Source organism: Halofilum ochraceum (assembly GCF_001614315.2).
GTDB lineage: Bacteria > Pseudomonadota > Gammaproteobacteria > XJ16 > Halofilaceae > Halofilum > Halofilum ochraceum.
On the sequence record NZ_LVEG02000014.1, the window covers coordinates 25,335 to 48,360 of the forward strand.

Genomic DNA, 23,026 nt, shown 5'->3' on the forward strand with positions numbered 1-23,026 from the left:
AACGCGCGCGAGTACGGTGCGGGCCCGATCGGATGTTTCGGGCAGGCCGCGCGCATTCAACCGGTGCGGTGGCGCCGGTTGAAGACGCGCCTACGGTTCGATCAAGAGGTCGGTGCAAACCATACCGCCGAGGGCTCGCCGTACGCGGGTCTCGGCACCGGTTCCGGCCTGGTCGGGGATCGGGTACGGTAGCGTGCGGTTCGCGGAGTGATGGCCGATGGAGGCCGAATGATTGCCGATTTCACACGTGGGGCGGGTTATGCGCTGCAGGGGTTCCGCCTGGTCCGGCGCCCCGGCGTTACCCGTTACGCGATATTGCCGCTGCTGATCAACATACTGATCTTCGGTACGGGGATCTGGTTCGGGGCGGCGGCGTTCCAGGATTTCCTGCAATGGATCCTGCCGGAGTGGCTCGACATCTGGTTCGTGCGGGCGCTGCTGTGGCTGATTTTCGCGGTGGGCGCGGCGCTGGTTTCGTTCTATGCGTTCACCCTGCTGGCCAACCTCGTCGCGGCGCCATTCAACGGGTTGCTCGCGGACCGGGTCGAGCGTGATCTGCGGGGCGGCCGTGGTGACGAGGGGATCCAGCGTGGTCTGATGGGCGAAGCGAGCGCGAGCATCGGCGCCGAGATCCGCAAGCTGATCTATCTCGCGGCGTGGTCGTTGCCGCTGCTGCTGCTGTTCCTGATCCCGGGCCTTAACCTCGTGGCCCCGTTCCTGTGGCTCGCCTTCGGCGCCTGGATGATGGCACTCGAATACGCCGACTGCCCGCTCGGCAATCATGGGGTCACCTTTCGCGAAGCGCGCGGCCTGATCGCCCGGCGCCGCGGCGTGGCGCTGGGTTTCGGGACGGTCATCATGGGGATGACCGCGACCCCCGGTCTGAACCTGATCGCGATGCCGGTCGCGGTCTGTGGGGCAACCGCGCTCTATGTGGGCGAGCTTTCGGCGCTGGTTCCGCGAGGGCATGAGAGCGCAACGGCGACGAAGGGCCGGCACCGGAAGGGTGCGTGAACCGTCGATGGATGCCGGTGACGCAAACCGAAAATCAAAACGAGGGAGAGTTTCATGGAAGCTGATACGCAGGCGGGCAAGGACATCCAGCGACTGATCGAGCCGTTGTATCGCGGCAAATTCTGGATGCAGCTGGTCGGCGTGATGCTGATCATCAGCGGCGTGTTAACCGCGCTGAGTATCGTCGGCATCCTGATCTGCTGGATCCCGATCTGGGCCGGCATCTCGCTGATGCAGGCCGCCGGCAGTATCGATCAGGCGTATATCACCGGCGACGACGCGGTGGCCGAACTGGCGATGCGCCGGTTGAAAACCTACTTCACGATCTTTGGCGTACTCACGCTCATCTACATCGTGATCGGCGTGCTCGGCATGCTGTTCGGACTGGGAGCGGGCATGATGGGCGGCGGTCACGGGATGGGGGCGTACTGACGCACCGCGGGGCGCCGTGCCGTCACACGGGGCCTGCGACCGTTCAGGAGCGACTGCTGCGCTTCTTTTTGGGTCGCTGGGCGCGATCCTTCCTCGAATACGGGTTCTCGCCGCTGCGGAACTCGAATCGGACCGGCGTGCCGCGCAGGCCGAACTTCTCGCGAAAGCGCTTCTCCAGGTAGCGCCGGTACGCAGCCGGGAGGCGGTCCACGCGGTTGCCGTGGACGACGATCGTGGGCGGGTTGCTGCCACCCTGGTGCGCGTAGCGCAGCTTGACGCGCGCGCCGCCGACCAGCGGCGGCTGATGCTCGGCGACGGCGTCTTCCAGCGTCGTGGTCAATTGGTGCGTCTGCAGATTCACCATCGCGGCGCCATGCGCCCGGTCCACGGACTTCAGCAGATCGCCCACGCCCGTGCCGTGCAGGGCGGAGATGTAGCGCGTCTCGGCGAAATCGACGAAGCCGAAACGGCGCTCGCGATCCGCGCGTACGCGATCTTTCGTGTAGCGATCCAGGCCATCCCACTTGTTGATGGCCACGACCAGCGCCCGGCCCGCGTCGAGGACGTGACCGACGACATGCTGATCCTGCTCCGCGAGGCCCTGGCGGGCATCCAGCACGAGAATCACGACGTTGGCGGCCTTGATGGCCTCGAGCGTCTTCAGCGCGCTGAACTTCTCCACCGCGCCATCCACCCGTGAGCGCCGGCGCAGGCCCGCGGTATCGATGAGGGTGTAGTTGCGGCCATCACGCTCGAACGGGATCTCGACCGCATCGCGCGTGGTCCCGGGCTGATCGATCGCGAGCATGCGCTCCTCGCCCAGCAGCCGATTCACCAGGGTGGATTTGCCGACGTTGGGGCGCCCGACGATGGCGACACGCACACCGCCGGCAGCGACCGTCTCATCCGTTTCGGGCGATCCACCGGCCTCGGGCAGCAGCGTCGCGACGGTATCCGCCAGACGCGCCACTCCGCGCCCCTGGCTCGCCGCGATCCCGATCGGGGCGTCGCCGGCGAGGCCATGGAAGTCGGCCAGCGCGGCGTCCGGGTCGAGCCCGTCGGTCTTGTTGACGACGATCCGGAAGGGCTTGCCGTTGCGGCGCAGGCGTTCGATGACGGCCGAATCGGCCGGCAATACGCCATCGCGCGCATCCATCAGGACCAGCACGACATCGGCCTCTTCGATCGCCGCTTCGGTCTGGACCGCCATCTGCTGATCGAGCGCTTCACGCTCATCGGTCAGCCCACCGGTGTCCACCACGATGATGTCGCGCTCACCGACGCGGGCCATGCCGTATTGCCGGTCGCGCGTGAGACCGGGCACATCGGCGACCAGCGCGCGCCGCGAGTGCGTCAGCACATTGAACAGCGTGGATTTGCCCACATTCGGGCGCCCTACGAGGGCAACTACGGGGGTCATCGGTCTGTACAGCCCTCGGGGGATTGCGGCCAGCGGGCGATACGATACACGCGAATGCAAGTTCGTGCTGCGTGGATGCGTTGTCGTTATCTCTCGCAGAGACGCGGAGGGCGCCAAGAGCGCAAAGCGGAGAAGGGCAAACTCCGGACACTTGCCACATTGACGTAGGCCGGCTTGCGGCCAAAGGGAGCCAGCCGGCGATGTCGCCACGGATACACCGGTGCGCCGGCTGTTGCCTTCGGCAAAAGCCGGCCTACTTGCTATCGATTATCGAGTTTCTCTGCGCTCTTGGCGCCCTCCGCGCCTCTGCGAGAAAAAACGACAACCTGGACCTGACCCACCACCATGAATCCCCGGACCGCGGCCTCAGTCTTCCTCGAGCCTGCTGATCTCGAGGATGGCGAGGTCGTCGCCCTGGGTCTGGACGGCGATGCGCCCCTCGGCGACGGCGAGCGGGTCCGCCAGGATACCGTCCCCGCCGATCTGCTCACGCGCGACGATGCGGCCGTCGGCGCGGGTCAGGATGTGGACGTAGCCGTCGTAATCGCCGAGCGCGAGGAACGGGGTGCCGGGTACGGGGACGGGCGCGGTGAGACGGCGATGGGCGAGCTTCTCCTGCCGCCAGCGGGTCGTCCCGTTGCTCTGGCCCAGCGCGACGACGTGGCTGTCCGCGGTGCTGACGTACACCCGCGAGCGGTCGACGCCGAGTCCGGCATAGGACGACATCTCGCGTGACCACCGGACGTTGCCCCGCTGCGGTTCCACCTGGGCGATTTGCCCCTGATAGGTGACCGCATAGGCGACATTACTGCCGAGGCCGATGGCGCCGTCGATATCGACCATGCGCTCGACCGGCGAGCCGCCGGTCGGTTCGGCGACGGCCGTCTGCCACAGCGCCTGGCCGTTGCGCGCGGACAGCGCCGCGAGCTGGCCATCGTCGAGGCCGACCAGGACACCGCCCGGGACCCGTAGCGGCGCGCCGTTTCCGCGCAGGGACAGGGAGGGGACATCGGAGGTAAAGGTCCACTCACGCTCGCCGTCGTCGGCACTGAGCGCGATCAGGCGTCCATCGACCGTGCGGACGATGACCCCGCCGGCACCACCCGCCGGCGGCGCGAGCAGTTCGCCACCGACATCCTCGCGCCAGCGTTCTGTGCCGTCTTCCCGGGCGAGCGCGACCACCTCCCCCTGGGCCGTGCCGACGTAGACCGTTTGTTCGTCGCCGCCGACACCGGCCGTGAGTTCGGTGTCCAGATCCGTGCGCCAGGCGCGGTCACCGGCTTCGAGTGCCCAGGCACTGACCTCGCCGCTGTAATTGGCGGCGTAGACCGTGCCACCGTCGGCGAACGGGGCGAGGCTGACCCATTTCTCGGTGCCGCCCCAACCGGTGTCCGCGGACCAGACTTCCCGCAGCTCGGCGCCGGGCTCGAAATCCGTGAGTTCGTTGGGCGGTGCGGCGGTATCTTCCGTCGTACTGCAGGCGGACAGAAGCAGGGCCAGAAACGGCAGTAACGCTCTTCGCATCAGGAGGCTTCTTCTCCGTCGCCGCCGCGATTGGCCCCGGCGGCCTGGGCTTCGTTGAGTTTGCGCTGCACCGCTTCCGGATCCGGTGGCGGCACTTCGGCATCAAGCGCGGCCCGATAGGCCTCGATGGCCGCCTCCCGATCCCCTTTCTCCGTCAGCAGATCACCGCGGATCTCGCCATAGAGACCGACCCACGCGGCCGGGGGATCCACGTCCAGCAGTGCCAGGCCTTCATCGATCCGGCCTCGCGCCGCTTCGATCCGGGCGAGCCGCCCGCGGGCCAGATAGCCGAGCTTCACGTCGTCGCCATTGTCCATCGCCCAGCGGAGCCACTCGGCGGCGGCGGCGAGGTCGCCCGCGTCTACGGCCGCGCGCGCCGCGGCCAGTGCCCCGAGCGAGGCGTAAGCGGTCGAGGCGTAATCCGCGCGCAGCTGTTCCGCGGCCGAGACCAGCGCCTCGCGGTCGCCATTCTCGATGCGCGCACTGACCTCGTCATACAGCCTGGATGCTTCCAGTGCCTGCGTTTCCTGGTGCCAGGTCCAGCCGCGCCAACCCACCAGCGCCAGAATACCGAGCGCCGCGCCGGCGATGATGGATGTCCCGTTCTCCCTCCACCAGCGCTTGAGGGCCTCGACCTGTTCTTCTTCAGTGGCGTAATCGACCAATGGACTCCCCCGATTCAGACCTGTTCGGCCACGACTGCGGCCAGACGGCCGGCGACTTCGGTGACCGGCACCGATTCCTGTTCACCCTCGGCCCGCAGCGGCTTGATCGCCACGGTGCCAGCGGCGACCTCGTCATCACCCATGACCAATGCAAACGCCGCGCCACTTCGATCGGCCCGCCGGAACTGGCTTTTCAGGCTGCCGCCGCCACACAGGCTCTCCAGACGCAGCCATGGCAGCGCCTCGCGCAGGCGTTCGGCGACCAGCAGCCCCTCGAGGGTGGCCCGTTCACCGGCCATTACGAGACAGGCGTGCGGTGGTTGCGGTTCGGGCCACTGCCCTTCCGCCTCCATCAATGCCAGCAGGCGTTCGACGCCGAGCGCGAACCCGGCCGCCGGTGTACCGCGCCCACCCAGTTGTTCCACCAGTCCGTCGTAACGCCCGCCCGCGCAGACCGTGCCCTGCGACCCCAGGCGGTCGGTCGTCCACTCGAACACGACGCCGGTGTAATAGTCGAGGCCGCGCACGAGGCGCGGATTCACGCGGTAGTCGACGCCGGCGGCGTCGAGCCCCGCCAGAATCCAATCGAACTGGCGCCGGCTCTCCTCATCGAGCGAATCGACCAGCGAGGGTGCGGTGGCGATCACCTCGGCGAGGTCCGCGTTCTTGCTGTCGAGCAGCCGCAGCGGATTCTCGTGCAGGCGGTGGCGTTCGTGTTCGTCGAGCCGATCGACGTGCGGCTCGAAGTGCGCGATCAGCGCCTCGCGATAGGCCTTGCGGCTTTCGGGCGTACCCAGTGAGTTCACCTCGAGCGTGACCGCGGCGTCGAGGCCCAGTCGGCCCCAGAGGCGCTCGCCCAGCAGAAGCAGTTCGAGGTCGACATCCGGACCCGCCATGCCGAAGGTCTCGACGCCAACCTGGTGGAACTGGCGGTAACGCCCCTTCTGCGGACGCTCGTGACGGAACATCGGGCCCGTATACCAGAGCCGCCGGGTGGCGTTGTGCAGCAGGCCGTTCTCGATACCGGCGCGCACCACACTGGCGGTGTTCTCGGGGCGCAGCGAGAGGCTGTCGCCATTGCGATCCTCGAAGGTATACATCTCCTTCTCGACGATGTCGGTGACCTCGCCGATGGAGCGTTTGAACAGCTCGGTGCGTTCGAGCATCGGCGTGCGGATTTCCGCGTAGCCGTAGGCGTCCATGAGCGCGCGTACCTGGCCCTCCAGCCACTGCCAGGCGGCCGACTCGGGCGGCAGGATATCGTGCATGCCGCGGACTGTACGGATTGCTTTCGTCACGGATCGAACCCGGGATTATGGTGCGGGACTGAAAAAGTTACCCATGGGCCTGCCGCGCGGGCGCCACGTGGGCAAGGAACACATTACCGGTTTCAGTGAAGCAACCGGTCGGGGCGGCGCGCGGAAGCGCGCAATATACACGCTCGCTGCAGGACGACCCAAGCCCGCGCGCGACGCGGCCCGCCAGACGAATCAGGGGGCGCGAACGCCCGCTGCATCCACGACGAAACGGGCCGTGTTATTGCCGCGGTTGAATGCGGACTTGTCGATGACCTCGCCGTTGAACCGTACCGTCACGGCCGGCGAATTGCCGAGGAAGATCTCGAACGGTGCATAGCCCTGGAGCGTAATCGGCTCGGAGCCGAAATAGAGCGTGTAGACGAGCTCGCGGTTGCGGTCGTCGTATACCTCGAGCCAGGAACGCGACGAGAACTCGAGCGTAACCTCGTCTGGGCCGCTGCGCGCCGCCTCGGTGGCCGCCCGCGTCGGCGAGTCGGTCGCGGCGGGGGAAGTCGCGCCCGGTTCCGCGGCTGCTGCGGTGCGGTCGCCCTCGGCATCGTCCGCGGCGCCTTCGCCGGCCACGGGGGCGTCCGCGTCATCCTCGGCGGTACCCGCAGTGTCGTCATCCCCGTCGCCGGCCCCGTCACCAGCCTCTTGGCCAGCGTCCGCGGCCGCTTCCTCGCCACCGCTCTGCAGCGATTCACGATCGGCGGACGCCAGGACAGCCTGTTCCGTTTCTTCACCGGTGGCGTCGCCCGCGTCGGCGCCGTCGCCGGAAGCGGCCTCATCGCCATCGTCTCCGGCGTCCTCATCCGCGCCTTCCGCGGCGGCCGCCATGGCCTCCACCGCATCCGAATCCGTAGCGGCGGCATCGCCACCCTCGGTGCCGCCGCCCGACGCCGTATCGGTATCGTTTTCTTCCGGGGACGCCCCCTCGCTGCCCGTATCGGCGCCCGCCGTGGCGTCATCCGTATCCGTGCCGCCGCCGGCCGCGTCACCGCTATCCGGATCCGTTTCGGGCTCCGCATCGGCAGCGCTGCGTTCTTCCTCGACGCTTGCGGGCGCACCGCCGTCACCGGTGGCGTCGCCCGAGCGCTGCTGATACCACCAGGCGGCGATACCACCGGCCGCGACCAGCGCAATCATCAGCAGACCGATCATGCCCCCGCGACCGCCGGAGGCCGTTTCCGTCACCCCGCCGCTCCGGATCTCCGGGTCGCGCGCGGACACGCCGCTGCGATTGTAGGCGGCGATATAGTCTTCATGGTCGAGGCCGAGTTCGCGCGCGTACGCACGGAAATAACCGCGCACGAACGCCGGTGGCGGCAGTTCCGCGTAGTCGTCGCGCTCCAGCGCATCGAGCTGCGCGGGGGCGAGGTGCAGGCGCTCCGCCATGGAGTCCCGGCTGATCCCGGCCCGTTCGCGCGCCTCGCGCAGTTCCTGGCCGGGCCGCGGTTCATCGAGGGTCGGGTGCTCGGACATATCCTTTTCGGTATGAGTCGTCATGATCAGCGGGTATCGAGGAACTGTTGCGCCTGCTCGGAATCGCGGAAGCGCCGCAGGAGCTGAAGGCCATATTCCTCCGCCCCTTTGCGGTCACCGAGGGCCCGTTCGATCCGCACGCCAAGCCAGAGCGTCTCCGGCCCCTGCTGGGCCACTTCGCTGTAGCGGCTGAAATACTCGGCCGCCCTTGCCGGCTGACCCGCCTCGAGGGCGAGCCCAGCGGACTCGATCAGGGCGCTCGGCAAGCGCGGATTCAGTTCCAGTGCCTGGCGGAAGTATTCGCGCGCCTCGCCATCACGACCCGCTGCGCGCGCGCAGCGCCCGGCGTTGGAATACGCGTAGGCGGGCGTATCGTAGAGCCGGTTCTCGGCCGCCTGCAGGAACTGCTCGATCCCTTCGTCGTGCTCGCCCTCGCCACAGAGGAACGTGCCGTAGTTGTTACGGATCTGCGGGCTCTCCGGATCGAGGTTGAGCGCGGTCTCGAAATGATCCCGCGCTTCATCCGGTTTATCGAGCCGCATATTGAGCAGCGCGAACGCGGTGTGTGCATCGACGTTCTCGCTGTCCTGATCCAGCGCCTTGCGCAGTTTGTCGTCGGCGCGCTGCAGTTGGCCGGCCTGCAGATAATTGGCCCCGAGCTGGGCGTTCACCCGGGAGGCTTCCTTGAGCGACGTCTTGTAGCGCGGCTCGGGATTCGAGGCACAGCCGGCGGCCAGCACGAGCAGCAGCAGCACGGCAATGGATCGCAACACCCTGGAACCGCTCATCAAGCGCGCTCCCCGAAACGGGGCTCCGCGAATTTCCGCCAGCGCTTGCTGCGATCCTCGACCTCGCCGGCGAGCTGGCCGCAGGCCGCGTCGATATCGTCGCCGCGCGTACGCCGGGCGATCGCGAACACGCCCCGGTCGCGCAGGATTTTCGCGAACCGCTGGATCGCCTCCTCGGACGAACGCCGATAGCCCGAACCCTCAAACGGATTGAACGGGATCAGATTGACCTTGGCGGGCATGTTGCCGAGCAGGGATACGAGTTCATGCGCATGCTCCGGGCGGTCATTGACCCCGTCGAGCATCACGTACTCGAACATGATGTGCTTCTTGCGGTTGCCATCGGCGAGCCAGCGCCAGCATGCCGCCATCAGTTCATCGAGCGGGTGGCTTTTGTTAAGCGGGACCAGCTCGTCACGCAGCGTATCGTTCGGCGCATGCAGCGATACCGCCAGACTCACGTCGACGGCCTCATGCAGGCGGTCCATCTTGGGCACCACCCCGGAGGTACTGACGGTGACGTGACGCTTGCTCAGCGCGAAGGCCATGTCATCGATCATCAGTTTCAGCGCCGGCACGACCGCTTTCATGTTCAGCAGCGGCTCGCCCATCCCCATGAGTACGACGTTGCTGACCCCGCGCTCACCCTGGGGGTGATCCCGCAGCAGGCTGCGGTTCGCCATCCAGATCTGGCCGACGATCTCCGAGACGGTGAGGTTGCGGTTGAAGCCGGCGCGGGCGGTCGCGCAGAAGGAGCAGTCGAGCGCACAACCCACCTGGGTGGATATGCACAGCGTGTTGCGGTCCTCGTCCGGGATGAACACGCACTCGATGGAGTTGCCGCCGCCGATCGCGAACAGCCACTTGCGCGTGCCGTCCGCGGAATCCTGGCAATTGAGCACCTGCGGCGCGCGGATCTCGGCGATCTCGGAGAGCCGCTCGCGCAGGGGCCGCGAGATATTGGTCATCTCGTCGAAATCGGTCACGCCGTAGTGGTAGACCCACTTCATGACCTGTTCGGCCCGGAACGGTTTTTCGCCCAGTTCGACGAAAAACGCGCGCAGGCCTTCGCGGTCGAGGTCGAGCAGATTGGTGCGCTCGACCTCGTCCGCGTTTTCCCCGGGGGAAAAGAACGTTACAGGGTGCGTGGACATACATCCTCTTCGGAGAAGAAGAACGCGATCTCCGTGCGCGCCGTCTCGGGTGCATCCGAGCCGTGGACCGCGTTGGCGTCGATCGTGGTCGCGAAATCGGCGCGGATCGTGCCCGGGTCGGCCTCTTCCGGGTTGGTCGCGCCCATGACTTCGCGGTTTTTCGCGATCGCGTCTTCGCCTTCCAGGACCTGGACCATGACCGGGCCGGAGGTCATGAATTCGACCAGCGCATTGAAGAACGGGCGCTCACGATGAACGGCGTAGAAACCCTCGGCCTGCTCCCGGGTGAGGTGGAGCATACGGGCGGCGACGATCTGCAGCCCGGCGCCCTCGAAGCGTTTATAGATCTCGCCGATCAGGTTTTTCGATACGGCATCGGGTTTGACGATCGAGAGCGTGCGTTCAACAGCCATTCGGACGACTCCTGTTGTGCGGGTTGGTGATTTGGCAAAGGGGTAACCGCGCGATTGTACGGGCGGGGCGCTCTCTGCGCAAAAAACACCACCGTGGAGCCGTTCTGCGAGCGATCTTTCGCTATCGCCCCTGGCGTAGCGCCGCCCTCACATCGCTCAGACCGTGAAGCTCTCCCCGCAACCGCACTCGTCGCGCACATTGGGATTGTTGAACACGAACGTCTCGTTGAGGCCCTGGCGGGCGAAATCGAGTTCGGTGCCGTCGAGATAAGGCAGGTGATCCTGGGCGACGACGACCTTCACCTTCCCGTGCTCGAACACGTGGTCCCCATCGGCGACGTCGTCGGCGAAATCGACCACGTACGCGAAGCCGGAGCACCCGGTCTTGCGCACGCCCAGGCGCACGCCGACACCCCGCCCACGTTTGGCGATGAACCGCTCGACGCGATCAACGGCTGCTTCGGTCAGCGTAATGGACATTGGTGATCCTCCGGTACAGCGTACAGACAATATATGGCGTGTCGCGGGCGCCCGCACAAGCCCTCTCGGGGGCTGAAATTCATGCGACCGCGGCGCCGTGGCGCAGACGACTGACGGTATCGACCAGCGTCCGCGCCGCGTGTTCCATCTCTTCCGTCGTGGTCATGCGCCCCCACGACAGACGCACGGCCTCGGCCGCCTGATCCGCGGGCTGGCCCATCGCGCGCAGGACGTAGGACGGCTCCGTGCTGGCGCTGGTGCAGGCCGAGCCGGTCGCGACCGCCACCCGATCGGCCAGCGCCGCGGCCAGAGCCTCGCCCTCGACCCCGGTGAACGCGATATTCCGCGTCCACGGGAGCCGCTGCGCGCCGGCACCGTTATCGCGCACGCCCTCCAGGGTGTCGAGCTGCGCGAACAGCCGCGCCCGCAGATCCTCGGCGTGCGCCCGATCGGCGTCGCGTTCCGACTGCGCGAGCGCGAACGCCTCGCCCATCCCGACGATCTGATGGGTGGCCAGCGTCCCGGCCCGCAGGCCGTGCTCGTGCCCCCCGCCATGCATCTGCGGCAGCAGCCGCACGCGCGGCCGGCGCCGCACCCAGAGCGCCCCGATTCCCTTGGGGCCGTACGTCTTGTGGGCCGACAGGGAGACCAGATCCAGATCGAGCGCCTCGACGTCCAGCTCGAGCCGCGCGCCGGTCTGCGCCGCGTCGACGTGGAAGCGCGCCCCGTGCCCGCGCACGACCCGGGCGATCGCCCCGATGTCGTTGATCGTGCCGGTCTCGTTGTTCGCGTGCATCACCGAGACCAGCACCGTGTCCGGGCGCAGCGCGCCCTCGATCGACTCCGGCGTGACGGTGCCGTCGCCCCGGGGCTGGACCCGCGTGACCTCAAAGCCGTCGAACTCGAGCGCCCGGCACACGTCCAGCACCGCCTTGTGCTCATTCGCGGCCGTGACGATATGCCGCCCGCGGTCGCGCTGGAATCCGGCCACACCCTTGAGCGCCAGATTGTCGGCCTCGGTCGCGCCCGAGGTGAACACCAGTCCGCGCGGATCGCCGTTGATCGCCGTCGCCACCTGCTCGCGCGCCTGCTCGACCGCGTTCGCGGCGGCCCGACCCGGCGCGTGCGTCCGCGACGCCGGGTTGGCAAACACACCGTCGCGCGTCAGGCAGTCCGCCATCCGGCGCGCGACCCGGTCATCAACCGGGGTCGTGGAGGCGTAATCGAGGTACACGGCTTCCACGTCACACCTCAGCGATTCTCGAGTTCAACCGGTGAATCGGCCCAGTGGATCGGTGCGGCGTCCTGGCGCGCGGCGACCTCGCGTACCGCCGGCCGCTCCATCAGCCTGGCCAGCGTCACCTCATCCAGGAACGAGCGCACGTGCTCGCTCAGGCTCGCCCAGAGGTCATGCGTCAGGCAGCGCTGCTGATTCTGACAGTTTTCGAGCCCGCCACAGCGCGTGTATTCGACGTTTTCATCCACCGCATCGACGACCTGCGCCACCGAGATGTCGGCTGCATCGCGACTGAGGCGATAACCGCCGCCCGGCCCGCGCGTGCTCAGCACGAGCCCGCCGCGCCGCAGGCGCGAGAAGATCTGCTCCAGGTACGACAGGGAGATGTCCTGCCGGGCGGAGATATCGCCCAGCGCCACGGGACCGCCGGTCTCGTGCAGCGCGAGGTCGAGCATGGCAGTGACGGCATAGCGGCCGCGCGTCGTAAGCTTCATCGGGCCTGATCCGTCGTGTTCCGTGAGTGTGAACTTTTCATACCTGACAACAGCAGTCAAGTATTAGCCGGGGCTCAGCTTTCCCCGGTATCGGCCGAGGTGCGCTCGCCGGCCGAGGTGCGCTCGCCGGCGGCCGGACGCTCGTCCTCGCCGGTATCGTCGAGGCTGATGTCGCAGGGGCTGATATCCGGCATCTTCACATCCGGCATCTGGGTTCCCATTTCCTGCAGCGCCTTGCACAGGGCCTCGGTCCGCCGGTCCTGGATATGGATGTGGTCGAGGAGCTGATTGAGGGCGTTGGCGACCGGATCGGGCATCTCGCCGCGCTGGCCGTAGGCGTCGAAGCCGATCTTGCGGGCGGTTGCCTCGCGCGTCTTCTCGCGCGCGTCCGCGGCCTCCTTGCGGACGACGCGACCGGGAATACCGACCACGGTCGAACCCGCGGGGATATCCTTGGTGACGACGGCGTTGGAACCGACCCGCGCACCGTCGCCCAGCGTGATCGGACCCAGGATCTTCGCACCGGCCCCGATGACCACGTTGTTGGCCAGGGTCGGATGCCGCTTGCCCTTGTTCCAGGTGGTCCCGCCCAGGGTCACGCCGTGGTAAAGCGTGCAGTCGTCGCCGATCTCGGTGGTCTCCCCGATCACCACGCCCATACCGTGGTCGATGAAGAACCGCCGCCCGATCCGCGCGCCCGGATGGATCTCGATGCCGGTCAGGAACCGCGCGATATGGGAGCCCATGCGCGCCAGCCACTTGAGGCCCAGGTTCGACAGGCGATGGTTGAGGCGATGGAACAGCAGGGCGTGCACACCCGGGTAGGTGGTCAGTATCTCGAAGCGGTTCCGCGACGCGGGGTCGCGCTCGAACACGCAGTCGATGTCTTCGCGGATATTGTCGAACATGGCCGGCCTTATTCCTGATCGTCACGCTCGGATATCGTACCACCACGCGGCCGCGTGCGTGAGTCGCGCGCACGCCGCCAGGCGGCGGTGTCGCGTTCGGGCCACTGCGCCGCCTTGAGAATGCCGCGCAGGATGTTGAGCTCGAGCGCAGTCGGCCGGCTGCGCGCGAAGAAACGCCGCAACCGCCGCATGAGCAGCCGCGGGTTGTCCGGGTCCAGAAAGCCGATATCGGTCAGCGAGCTCTCCAGGTGCTCATAGAAGCGCGCCAGATCCTCGTGCGCCGGCATCGGTTCCGCCGGCGGCTCGGGCTCGGGGTTCGCCAGCGTCGCCATGCGCAGCTCGTAGGCGACGATCTGCACCGCCTGGGCCAGATTCAGGGAGCCGTAATCCGCGGCGGTGGGGATATGGAGCAGGTAATGGCAGGCATCGAGTTCCTCGTTGGTGAGGCCGGTGCGCTCGCGCCCGAACAGGAATGCGACGGGCTCGCCGCCGGCGGCCGCGAACTCCGCCGCCCCGCGGGCATTGTGCTCCGGCCAGTCGAGCCGGCGCCGGCGGGCGCTGGTACCGAACACGACGCCCGTGCCGGCCAGCGCCTCTTCCAGGGTTTCGCAGACCCGGGCGCCTTCGAGGACGTCATCGGCGCCGGCCGCCATCGCGGTGGCATCGGCGTGCGGGAACGCGTGCGGGCGCACGAGCACGAGTTCGTGCCAGTCCATGACGCGCAGGGCGCGCGCGGCGGCACCGATATTGCCGGGATGGGAGGTCTCGACCAGTACGAAGCGTGCGTTCATCGTTTCCTGTTCCGCCCTGGAGCGCCAGGCGGCCACGGACCGGCCGGCGTCTGCTAGAATTCGCATCCCGCTGCGGGCCCCTGGTGGGCCATGCCCCACTCGCCCGCCGACCGGGTTGCGCGTATGGCCGCGCTGCCCCGACCCCGTCCGGAGTCACCCTGAATGCAACCGATGCTCAACATCGCCGTGCGCGCGGCACGATCCGCCGGCGATCTGATCGCCCGGCGAATGGAGCGCCTCGACTCGATCGCCGTCGAGACCAAACAGCGCAATGATTATGTCACCGAGGTCGATCGCGAGGCCGAGACCCGCATCATCCAGACCCTCCAGCGCTCCTACCCCGACCACGGCATCCTGGCCGAGGAATCCGGGCGCCAGGAGGGCCAGCAAGGCAACGACTACGTCTGGATCATCGATCCGCTGGACGGTACCACGAACTTCCTGCACGGCTTCCCGCATTTCGCCGTGTCGATCGCGCTCGCCAACCGCGGCCGGCTGGAGCAGGCCGTCATCTACGACCCGATCCGCCAGGACCTGTTCACCGCATCGCGCGGCGATGGTGCCGCGCTCAACGATCGCCGCATCCGCGTCAGCAGCCGCAAGGGGCTGGAGGGCGCGCTGCTCGGTACCGGCTTCCCGTACCGCGACGACCAGCCCGGCGACGCGTACATGGCCATCCTGCGTGAGTTCATGAAGCAGAGCGCCGGGATCCGGCGCCCCGGCTCGGCGGCACTCGACCTCGCATGGCTGGCCGCGGGCCGGATCGACGGGTTCTGGGAGGCGGGGCTCCAGCCCTGGGACATCGCGGCCGGCGCCCTGCTCGTGCGCGAGGCCGGCGGCATCGTCGGCGACCTCTGGGGCGGCGACGACTACATGACCAGCGGCAATGTCCTCGGGGCCAACCCGAAGGTGTTCCACGCCATGAAACAGGTCATCGACGCCTGCAGCGCGGAAGCGCCAGAAAGCAGGTAACACCCGCCTCGCGCCCCGGAACAAAGAAACCTCTGACGATGGGCAACGCTGCAGGTCGGGCTTATAGCCCGACAGATCAGGGGCTTACGACTGTCGGGCTATAAGCCCGACCTACATCACTCCCCAACTCGCTGCCCGGTTTTCGTCAGGGCTTCCCTGCATCCCACCGCCAGGGCACCACACTGACCCACCCGCCTTACGGGTGGGAGTCGGCCTGGGCGCCTTCCTTCTCCACCGGCATCATGTCGTCGCGCGACAGCCCCGTCGCCAGCAGCAGCGTGCTCGCCACGAAGATCGACGAATAGGTACCGATTACCACGCCCACGGTGAGCGCGAACGCGAACCCGTAGATGGTCTCGCCACCCAGGAACAGCAGCGCCAGCAGCACGAGCAGCGTCGTGAGCGACGTCATCAGCGTCCGCGGGATGGTCTGGTTGATCGAGGCGTTGGTGACCTCTTCCGCCGTGCCGCGGCGCTGGCGCCGGAAATTCTCGCGGATACGGTCGAACACCACGATGGTGTCGTTGAGCGAGTAGCCGATCACCGCGAGCAATGCACCCAGCACCGGCAGATCGAATTCGATCTGCAGGATCGAGAACACGCCCACGACGATCACCACGTCGTGAATCAGTGCCGCGACCGCGCCGACGGCGAAACGCTTCTCGAAACGGAACGCGACGTACGCGAGGATCAGCAGCAGCGCGATCAGCATGGCGAGCCCGCCCTGATCGCGCAGCTCGGCCCCCACCTGTGGCCCCACGAATTCCACGCGCCGCATATCGGCGGACATGTCGAAGGTGGTATCGAGCACGCGCAGGACCCGGTCGGAGAGCTCGGCGCTGCTCGTCTCGCCCTGCGGCGCAATGCGCACCAGCACATCGTTCCGGGCACCGAAATGCTGTGCCTGGGCATCCTGGAATCCGGCCTCCTCCAGCGCGTCGCGGATCGGCTGGAGTTCCACCTCTTCCGGGAACCCGGCCTCGATCAGGTAACCGCCGGTGAAATCGATCCCGAACTTCAGCCCCTGCACGGCGAGCGACAGGAGCGCCGCCAGCAGCAGCGCGCCGGAGAGGATGAAGGCCCGCCGCCGGTGGCCGACGAACTGGAACTGCCGTTCAAATTTGAACCACTGCATCGGTAGCGGCTCCTAGATCGCGATCCGGCTGAGCCGGCGCCCGCCGTAAACAAGATTGACCACGGCACGCGTGCCAAGAATGGCCGTGAACATCGACGTGATGATGCCGATCGACAGCGTGACGGCGAAGCCCTTGATCGGGCCGGTGCCGAACGCGAACAGCACGATCGCGGCGATCAGCGTCGTCACGTTGGCGTCGGCGATCGTGCCGAACGCCTTGTTGTAGCCCGAGTGGATACTCGCCTGGATGCTGTTGCCGTTGGCCAGCTCCTCGCGGATGCGCTCGAAGATGAGCACGTTGGCATCCACGGCCATGCCGACCGTCAACACGATGCCCGCGATACCCGGCAGCGTCAGCGTGGCCGGCAGTACCGACAGCGCCGCCGTCATCAGCATCAGGTTGGTCACCAGCGCCAGATCGGCGACCAGGCCGAACGTGCGGTAATACACCGCCATGAAGACGAGCACCAGCACGAGGCCGACGATGATCGACGTCACGCCCTGATTGATATTGTCCTGGCCGAGGCTCGGGCCGATGGTCCGTTCCTCGATGATCTCGATCGGCGCGCTCAGCGCGCCCGCCCGCAGCAGCAGGGCCAAATCGCGCGCCTCGGTGCTCGACAGGCCCTCGATCTGGAAGCGGTGACTGAGGACATCGCGGATCGTCGCGACGTTGATGACTTCCTCGGTGCGCTTGCGCTTCTTCACCGCCTCGCCGTCGACCATCTCGGTGGTGACGGTATTCTCGATGAACACGACGCCCATCTGGTCACCGACGTGCTCGGCGGTGACCTCCTGCATGCGGTTCGCGCCGGCGTTGTTCAGATTGACGACCGTGACCGGGCTGCCGGACTGGTTGTCGAAACTGGAACTGGCGTTGTTGATCTGGTCGCCGGTGACGATCACGTCGCGCTTGAGCAGGATCGGCTGGCCATTGCGGCGCTCGTAGAGCTTGGCGTCATAGGGCACGTTGCCGCCGGAGGCCGCCTGCTGCCAGTCGCCCGGCGAACCGTGCACGAGACGGAACTCCAGGGTCGCGGTCGCGCCCAGGATCTCCTTCGCGCGGGTCGTATCCTGAACGCCCGGCAACTGGACCACGATCCGGCGATCGCCCTGCTGCGTGACGACCGGTTCGGCGATGCCGAGCTCGTTCACCCGGCTGCGCAGCGTCGTCACGTTCTGCTCGAGCGCGCTCTCGCGTTCGGTCTGGCGGGCCTCCTCCGAGAGATCGGCCAGCAGCACCGTGCCCGATTCGGACTCGCCCTCCTCGAACTCGAGATCGCGATACTCACCGGCCAGCGCATCGGCCGCGCGGTCCCGCTCCGCGGTATCCGGGAAGCGGATCCGGATCCCCTCTTCCTCGACGGAGATCCCGCGATAGCGGATATCGTTCTCGCGCATGTACCGCCGCAGATCGCTCATGTTCTGCTCGAGCGCCCCGGTGATCGCGGCCTTCATGTCGACCTCGAGGAGGAAGTGGACGCCGCCGCGCAGATCGAGACCGAGATTGACCGGATCGCCGCCGAGGGCGCGCAGCCAGGCCGGAGCGGCCGATACGAGGTTGAGCGCGACGACATATCGGTCACCGAGCGCCTCGTTGGCCGCCGCACGCGCCGGGCGCTGGGCATCTCCCTCCGCCAGCAGTACCAGCAGCGTCTCCTCGCGCTGGCGGACCTCGGTCACTTCAATGCCGTTGCGGTCGAGGATGGACGTCACGCGCCCGGCGGCATCGCCCGGCAGTTCACCGTCACGCACGGACACCTGGATGGCCGGATCCTGGCCGAACACGTTCGGCAGCGCGTAGACGGCGCCGAGCAGGAGCACGACGACGACGAGCAGGTACTTCCAGAGGGGATAACGATTCATTTCGGCGACCGTATGCCTTTAATTTTTGAGGGTGCCCTTGGGCAGAAGGCTCGCCACGGACTGCTTCTGGACCTGGACCTCGATCCCTTCCGCGATCTGAAGCTGCACGAAGCTGTCGCCGACCTCGGTCAGCTCGCCCGCCAGGCCGCCGCTGGTCACGACCTCGTCGCCCTTCTTGAGCTCACTGACCATCTGCTTGTGTTCCTTCACACGCTTCTGCTGCGGACGAATCAGCAGAAAGTAGAAGACCACCAACAGCAGGATCGGGAGCATCAGGCTCATCAGCGGGCTACCCGCGGCCTCGCCACCGGCCTGTGCGTGCGCGCTCTGCACCAGGAAATCCATCGTGTTACCTCCGTCTCAAGTGGCGGGCCTCGCCGGGGCCGGCGCCCGCGAAAAGCGGCGATTATGGCATAGATCGGGCGGCCGTCGCGCCGTCCCGGCCAAATGCCCGCGCAGTCTCCTCCAGGTCCCCGCGCACGATCGCGTCACGCAGCGTCCGCATCAGCCGCTGGTAGTAATGCAGGTTGTGGATCGTGTTCAGCCGCGCGCCCAGGATCTCGCGGCAGCGGTCGAGATGATGCAGGTACGCGCGCGAGTAATGACGACAGGTGTAACAGTCGCACCCCGGGTCAAGCGCCGCGGTATCGGTGCGGAAGCGCGCGTTGCGCAGTTTGACGACGCCCTCGGACGTATACAGGAAACCGGTCCGCGCATGCCGCGTGGGGATCACGCAGTCGAACATGTCGATCCCGCGGCAGACGGCGTCGACGATATCCGCGGGCGTGCCCACCCCCATCAGATAACGCGGCCCCGCTTCCGGCAGCTCCGGCACCGAGGCATCGAGCACGGCGTTGCGCTCGGACTCGGGCTCGCCCACCGCGAGGCCGCCGATCGCGTAGCCATCGAACCCGATCGCCCGCAGCGACGCCGCCGACTCGGCCCGCAGACCTGCATGCATGCCGCCCTGGACGATGCCGAACAGGGCGCCGCCGCCGTCGTAGGCGTCCCGGCAACGCTGGGCCCAGCGCATCGACAGTTCCATGGACTTGCGGGCGGTCGGCTCGTCGGCCGGGTACGGCGTGCACTCGTCGAAGGCCATCACCACATCCGAACCCAGCGCCCGCTGCACCGCCATCGACTCCTCGGGGCCGAGGAAGATCCGGTCGCCGTTGATGGGCGAGCGGAAGTGCACGCCGGCCTCATCGATACGCCGGAGGTCGGCGAGGCTGTAGACCTGGAAGCCGCCCGAATCCGTCAGGATCGGCCCGTCCCAGTGCATGAAGTCATGCAGATCGCCGTGCGCCTGGATGATCTCCGTGCCCGGGCGCAGCATCAGGTGGAAGGTGTTGCCGAGGATGATCTCGGCGCCGGTTGCATGCAGCTCTTCCGGCGTCATGCCCTTGACCGTGCCGTAGGTCCCGACCGGCATGAACGCCGGCGTCTCGACGGTGCCGCGATCGAAGGACAGGCGCCCACGGCGGGCGTCGCCATCGCTACCGAGCAGTTCGAAGCGCATCAGCTACGGGCCTCCGGGGTCGGCCAGATCAGCATGGCGTCGCCGTAACTGAAGAAGCGGTACTCGGCATCGACCGCATGCCGATAGGCCGCCATCACCGACTCGTAGCCGCCGAACGCGGAGACCAGCATCAGCAGCGTCGATCCCGGCAGGTGGAAATTCGTCACGAGCCCGTCGATCACGGCGAAGCGCGATCCGGGCACCAGGTACAGGCGGGTCTCGCCGCTGAACGGCTGCACGGTGCCGTTCTCATCGACCGCCGATTCGAGCGCGCGCACCACCGTGGTGCCCACCGCGACCACACGCCCGCCCCGCGCCCGCGTCGCCGCGATCGCCGCGGCCGTGTCCTCGGATACCCGCAGCACCTCGGCGTGCATGCGATGGTCCTCCACCCGCTCGGCGCGCACGGGCCGGAACGTGCCGGCGCCCACGTGCAACGTCACCTGCGCGGTCTCGACCCCGCGCTCGGCGAGCGCAGCCAGCACATCCTCGTCGAAATGCAGCCCCGCGGTCGGCGCGGCGACGGCACCGCGCTCACGCGCGTACACCGTCTGATAGCGCTCGTCGTCGGCCGCCTCCGGCGCACGCTCGATATACGGCGGCAGCGGCACCTCACCGAACCGTTCGAGCCGATCGAGCAATGGCTCGCCCGCGCCGAAGTCGAGCACGAACAGATCCTCATCCCGACCGGTCACGGTCGCCGCGAGCGCCCCATCGGCCAGGTCCAGCACGGTCCCTGACCCCGGCGCCCGGCTCGCCCGGACGTGCGCCCGCGCCGTGCGGCCGTCGTCATCCACCCGCTCGACCAGCACCTCCACGCGCCCGCCCGAGCCGCGTTTATGGCCGAGCAGACGCGCCGGTATAACCCGCGTGTCGTTGAACACCAGCAGGTCACCGGCCGCCAGCTGCGCCGGCAGATCCGCGAACATGCGATCCGCGACCGCCCCGGTCGCCCCATCCAGCACGAGCATACGGCTCGCGCTGCGCCGCTCCAGCGGGTACTGGGCGATCAGCTCCTCGGGGAGTTCATAATGGAAGTCGGCGACACGCATGGCGCGCGATGGTAGCAGCGCCCCGATGGCCCGGCGAGACCGATCTGGCGCCCGGCGGGATCGCCCATGCCGCACCGGCCACCGGCCGCCCCATCCACCGCTTGCGGGCCGCGCGCGTTCGGATTACTGTGCGCTCCCTCGGCGCCCGCATCGGCGGCGCGCCGGATCCCGTGCCGGGATGGCGGAACCGGTAGACGCGCCGGACTCAAAATTCGGTGGTGGAGACACCGTGTGGGTTCGAGTCCCACTCCCGGCACCATTTCAATCAGCAGTTTACGTAACCACCACTCCTGCCGCCTCTCGCGCATTTCTGTGTAAGTACATCGTGAGCAGCCACCGTCTTACGCCCAGCGTGCGAGACTGTCCGAGTCGGCGCCCCGAAGGCCTGAACCGGCATCGATTGCCGACGGCCGCCGGTGTGAGGGGATTGATCTCTCCCGATTGATTGCACACAATCGAGCTGTATAATTCGCACTATAGTTGCGTCGTTGCTATCACGACGACGCCATTCCGCGCGCGGATCGGGCAGCGGCCATAGACTCGATTGCGCGTGATCCGCGATCTCCGCGTTCCCGACAAGGCCCTCCGGGAATCGACAGGCGCCCGAGCGCCTCCCCCTGCATCAATGAGCGACCCCGACGCCAAACAGACGCTTCGAGTGGCCCTGGTGGACGACCATGGCCTTGTGCGCAGCGCGCTCGCACGCCTCGTGGACTCCTGCTTAGACATGAAGGTCGTCGTGGAAACCACCGACGGACCGGGGCTGATCGAGGCGATGCGCGACACGCCTGTGGACGTGGCGACGATCGACGCGGTGATCCCCGGCGGCAACGGATTCGAAACGATCCGGGACCTGGCCCAGACCCATCCCGACGTTCGGTCGCTGGTGCTCTCGATTTACGTAAACGCCACGTACGTATCCAACGCCCTCGAGGCGGGCGCCCACGGGTTCGTCGCGAAGGGTGCGGACGCAAGCCAGTTCCTGGGCGCCATCCGGAGCGTCGCCCGCGGGGAACGTTTCATCGTCGCCCCCGTGGAACCCGACCCGGTCGACGCGGAATCTGTTCGGCCGGGTCCCAGCGGTGCGTCGCCCGTAGCGCTCACGCCCCGGCAGCGCGAGATCCTGCAACTCATCGTCGACGGTCTGCGCACGGCGGAGATCGCCCACCGCCTACGACTCGACGTCAAAACGGTCGAGAGCCATCGCGCGAGCCTGATGCGACGGATGGAGGTCCGCAACATCGCCGCGCTCGTGCGCGAGGCACTGCGCCTTGAACTGGCGTCGTTCGCCCCCTGATTCCTGGTGGCAATCCCGCGCCTCCACCCGCTCGATCCAGGGATCGGTTTGGGGTGTGTCCCGAAGGTATTCCAGTGCACGGCAAAGCGGCATTCCCCGCTCAGCAATCGAAGCGGGTGCGTGAGAATTCATCGAGCGGAAGAACCTCCGTGCGATCCGCCACTCGCTGGTTGTAGCGTCTGCCGTAATTGATGCTCAGGCGGTGGCCGAAACGATCGAGGAAGCGATCGAACATCGTGCCGCCTGTTGCGCCCACGGCCGTCAGGGTGCGGTCGGAGTCATCGTAGATGAGTTCAATGGCCGCGAGCGGTTCCGGGGCCGGGCCCGACAGCACCTGGGCGCCGTTGAAGGGGTCGTAGATGCTGTTCTCGGAGCAGCAGTGGATGACGCCGCGGTCTTCGGGCGCGTGGCGTCCGGGCGGGTGATAGCTGATGAAGCTCACGTCCGGATCCGGGTGGGTCATGCGGTGCGAGCAGATCGCCGAGAAGGCGACGATCGAATGGTTCGGGCCGACCCCGCCCTGCCACACATAGGTTTCGTCATCGCGCGTGCGCAGCTCAACGTTGGGCGTGACCGGGCGGCCGAGATCCAGCAGGAAGCACGGCGTGCTCGCGTAGGGATAGTTGAAGATGTAGTTCACGCCGGGCTCGAGGGTGGCGGCGTCGAGCGGGCTGCGGTCAGGGTGCACAAGCAGGGCGCGTCCGTACGGCTGTACCTGCCCCGAGTCGCCGGTGGTGGCCAGCACCTCGGGCAGTGCTGCGGCCATGGCCGCGGACGACGCACAGAATCCGATGAAACGCCGACGACGACGATCAATGCGGTCACTCATGGTCACCTCACCAGCAGAGCCAACCGGCGCCGGGGCCGGTGCTCGGGTCTTCCGAGGGCCTGCTTGTGGAACTCTAGACCATGGGTCGCGTGGTGACCACTTGCGACGCGTCTGTGCCGGGTCGGATCGAAACAGCCTCCCGGGTCGGCACGTCGGAAGGACTTTGCGTCGAATATGACGGGCGGTGGGCTGCGAGTGTCGGACTGAAGTCCGACCTACGGCTGTCGGGGTGAAGTCCGACCGGCGACTGTCGGGG

23 protein-coding genes and 1 tRNA gene are annotated in these 23,026 nt (G+C 67.4%); 5 read left to right on the forward strand and 19 right to left on the reverse strand.

Annotation, left to right across the window (positions count from 1 at the left end; translation table 11 throughout):
• The first annotated feature begins 228 nt into the window (after positions 1–228).
• Together cysZ and A0W70_RS12540 are read left to right on the forward strand one after the other, a co-directional pair.
• A complete protein-coding gene (gene cysZ / locus A0W70_RS12535) occupies positions 229–1,014 on the forward strand; it encodes a sulfate transporter CysZ (RefSeq protein ID WP_070989412.1) in 786 nt (261 codons plus the stop codon).
• A 54-nt stretch (positions 1,015–1,068) separates the two neighbouring features.
• Positions 1,069–1,446, forward strand: coding sequence for a DUF5362 family protein (locus A0W70_RS12540; RefSeq protein WP_067562942.1), 378 nt, complete (start codon positions 1,069–1,071; stop codon positions 1,444–1,446).
• A gap of 43 nt (positions 1,447–1,489) precedes the next feature.
• On the opposite strand, the gene der is transcribed toward A0W70_RS12540, so the two are convergent.
• The 13 genes from der to A0W70_RS12605 form a co-directional block, all read right to left on the reverse strand.
• A complete protein-coding gene (der, locus tag A0W70_RS12545; protein ID WP_067562945.1) occupies positions 1,490–2,866 on the reverse strand; it encodes a ribosome biogenesis GTPase Der in 1,377 nt (458 codons plus the stop codon).
• A 366-nt stretch (positions 2,867–3,232) separates the two neighbouring features.
• Positions 3,233–4,390 (reverse strand): outer membrane protein assembly factor BamB, encoded by a 1,158-nt coding sequence (gene bamB, locus A0W70_RS12550; RefSeq protein ID WP_067562948.1) that lies wholly within the window; start codon positions 4,388–4,390, stop codon positions 3,233–3,235.
• Positions 4,390–5,055 (reverse strand): YfgM family protein, encoded by a 666-nt coding sequence (locus A0W70_RS12555; RefSeq protein WP_067562950.1) that lies wholly within the window; start codon positions 5,053–5,055, stop codon positions 4,390–4,392. The genes bamB and A0W70_RS12555 overlap by 1 nt, the downstream gene beginning before the upstream one ends.
• 14 nt (positions 5,056–5,069) lie before the next feature.
• Positions 5,070–6,353 carry a histidine--tRNA ligase gene (gene hisS, locus A0W70_RS12560; protein ID WP_075109874.1) on the reverse strand — a complete coding sequence of 428 codons (1,284 nt, stop codon included), beginning with the start codon at positions 6,351–6,353 and terminating at the stop codon, positions 5,070–5,072.
• Between the two features lie 192 nt (positions 6,354–6,545).
• Positions 6,546–7,859 (reverse strand): RodZ domain-containing protein, encoded by a 1,314-nt coding sequence (locus tag A0W70_RS12565; RefSeq protein WP_067562955.1) that lies wholly within the window; start codon positions 7,857–7,859, stop codon positions 6,546–6,548.
• 2 nt (positions 7,860–7,861) lie between these two features.
• Entirely contained in the window at positions 7,862–8,623 is a 762-nt protein-coding gene (gene pilW / locus A0W70_RS12570; protein ID WP_067562957.1) for a type IV pilus biogenesis/stability protein PilW, read from the reverse strand.
• Positions 8,623–9,777 (reverse strand): dual-specificity RNA methyltransferase RlmN, encoded by a 1,155-nt coding sequence (gene rlmN, locus A0W70_RS12575; protein ID WP_067562960.1) that lies wholly within the window; start codon positions 9,775–9,777, stop codon positions 8,623–8,625. The genes pilW and rlmN overlap by 1 nt, the downstream gene beginning before the upstream one ends.
• Complete coding sequence (gene ndk / locus A0W70_RS12580) at positions 9,759–10,190, reverse strand: nucleoside-diphosphate kinase (RefSeq protein ID WP_067562963.1); 432 nt, start codon at positions 10,188–10,190, stop codon at positions 9,759–9,761. Before ndk ends, rlmN begins: the two co-directional genes overlap by 19 nt.
• Positions 10,191–10,346: 156 nt before the next feature.
• Positions 10,347–10,670: a HesB/IscA family protein gene (locus A0W70_RS12585; protein WP_067562966.1), complete on the reverse strand. Its 324-nt coding sequence runs from the start codon at positions 10,668–10,670 to the stop codon at positions 10,347–10,349.
• Between the two features lie 79 nt (positions 10,671–10,749).
• Positions 10,750–11,913: an aminotransferase class V-fold PLP-dependent enzyme gene (locus A0W70_RS12590; protein WP_067562969.1), complete on the reverse strand. Its 1,164-nt coding sequence runs from the start codon at positions 11,911–11,913 to the stop codon at positions 10,750–10,752.
• A gap of 8 nt (positions 11,914–11,921) precedes the next feature.
• Positions 11,922–12,401, reverse strand: coding sequence for a Fe-S cluster assembly transcription factor (locus A0W70_RS12595; protein WP_067562973.1), 480 nt, complete (start codon positions 12,399–12,401; stop codon positions 11,922–11,924).
• A gap of 74 nt (positions 12,402–12,475) precedes the next feature.
• Positions 12,476–13,309: a serine O-acetyltransferase gene (gene cysE, locus A0W70_RS12600; protein ID WP_067562976.1), complete on the reverse strand. Its 834-nt coding sequence runs from the start codon at positions 13,307–13,309 to the stop codon at positions 12,476–12,478.
• A gap of 8 nt (positions 13,310–13,317) precedes the next feature.
• On the reverse strand, positions 13,318–14,100 hold the full coding sequence (locus A0W70_RS12605) for an RNA methyltransferase (protein ID WP_067562980.1): 783 nt from the start codon (positions 14,098–14,100) through the stop codon (positions 13,318–13,320).
• Between the two features lie 162 nt (positions 14,101–14,262).
• Here A0W70_RS12605 and A0W70_RS12610 point away from each other — a divergent pair, with 162 nt between their 5' ends.
• On the forward strand, positions 14,263–15,072 hold the full coding sequence (locus A0W70_RS12610; RefSeq protein WP_067562983.1) for an inositol monophosphatase family protein: 810 nt from the start codon (positions 14,263–14,265) through the stop codon (positions 15,070–15,072).
• A gap of 196 nt (positions 15,073–15,268) precedes the next feature.
• On the opposite strand, the gene secF is transcribed toward A0W70_RS12610, so the two are convergent.
• The 5 genes from secF to queA all read right to left on the reverse strand — a co-directional run bounded on the left by secF (position 15,269) and on the right by queA (position 20,644).
• The gene (gene secF / locus A0W70_RS12615; RefSeq protein ID WP_067562987.1) at positions 15,269–16,207 is read right to left on the reverse strand and encodes a protein translocase subunit SecF; all 939 of its coding nucleotides are present in this window, start codon (positions 16,205–16,207) and stop codon (positions 15,269–15,271) included.
• Positions 16,208–16,219: 12 nt separating this feature from the next.
• Positions 16,220–18,073, reverse strand: a complete 1,854-nt coding sequence (gene secD / locus A0W70_RS12620) for a protein translocase subunit SecD (RefSeq protein WP_067562991.1) — start codon at positions 18,071–18,073, stop codon at positions 16,220–16,222.
• A gap of 18 nt (positions 18,074–18,091) precedes the next feature.
• The gene (gene yajC / locus A0W70_RS12625; protein WP_067562994.1) at positions 18,092–18,418 is read right to left on the reverse strand and encodes a preprotein translocase subunit YajC; all 327 of its coding nucleotides are present in this window, start codon (positions 18,416–18,418) and stop codon (positions 18,092–18,094) included.
• Between the two features lie 61 nt (positions 18,419–18,479).
• Entirely contained in the window at positions 18,480–19,592 is a 1,113-nt protein-coding gene (gene tgt / locus A0W70_RS12630) for a tRNA guanosine(34) transglycosylase Tgt (RefSeq protein WP_067562997.1), read from the reverse strand.
• Positions 19,592–20,644 carry a tRNA preQ1(34) S-adenosylmethionine ribosyltransferase-isomerase QueA gene (queA, locus tag A0W70_RS12635; RefSeq protein WP_067563000.1) on the reverse strand — a complete coding sequence of 351 codons (1,053 nt, stop codon included), beginning with the start codon at positions 20,642–20,644 and terminating at the stop codon, positions 19,592–19,594. The genes tgt and queA overlap by 1 nt, the downstream gene beginning before the upstream one ends.
• A 172-nt stretch (positions 20,645–20,816) precedes the next feature.
• Between queA and A0W70_RS12640 the strand changes: the two genes are divergently transcribed.
• Both A0W70_RS12640 and A0W70_RS12645 read left to right on the forward strand, forming a co-directional pair.
• Positions 20,817–20,903 (forward strand) — tRNA-Leu (locus tag A0W70_RS12640).
• Between the two features lie 366 nt (positions 20,904–21,269).
• The gene (locus A0W70_RS12645; RefSeq protein WP_067563004.1) at positions 21,270–21,941 is read left to right on the forward strand and encodes a response regulator; all 672 of its coding nucleotides are present in this window, start codon (positions 21,270–21,272) and stop codon (positions 21,939–21,941) included.
• A gap of 100 nt (positions 21,942–22,041) precedes the next feature.
• Here A0W70_RS12645 and A0W70_RS12650 read toward each other — a convergent pair whose 3' ends face one another.
• Positions 22,042–22,770, reverse strand: coding sequence for a Rieske (2Fe-2S) protein (locus tag A0W70_RS12650; protein ID WP_139150860.1), 729 nt, complete (start codon positions 22,768–22,770; stop codon positions 22,042–22,044).
• Between the last annotated feature and the right edge of the window lie 256 nt (positions 22,771–23,026).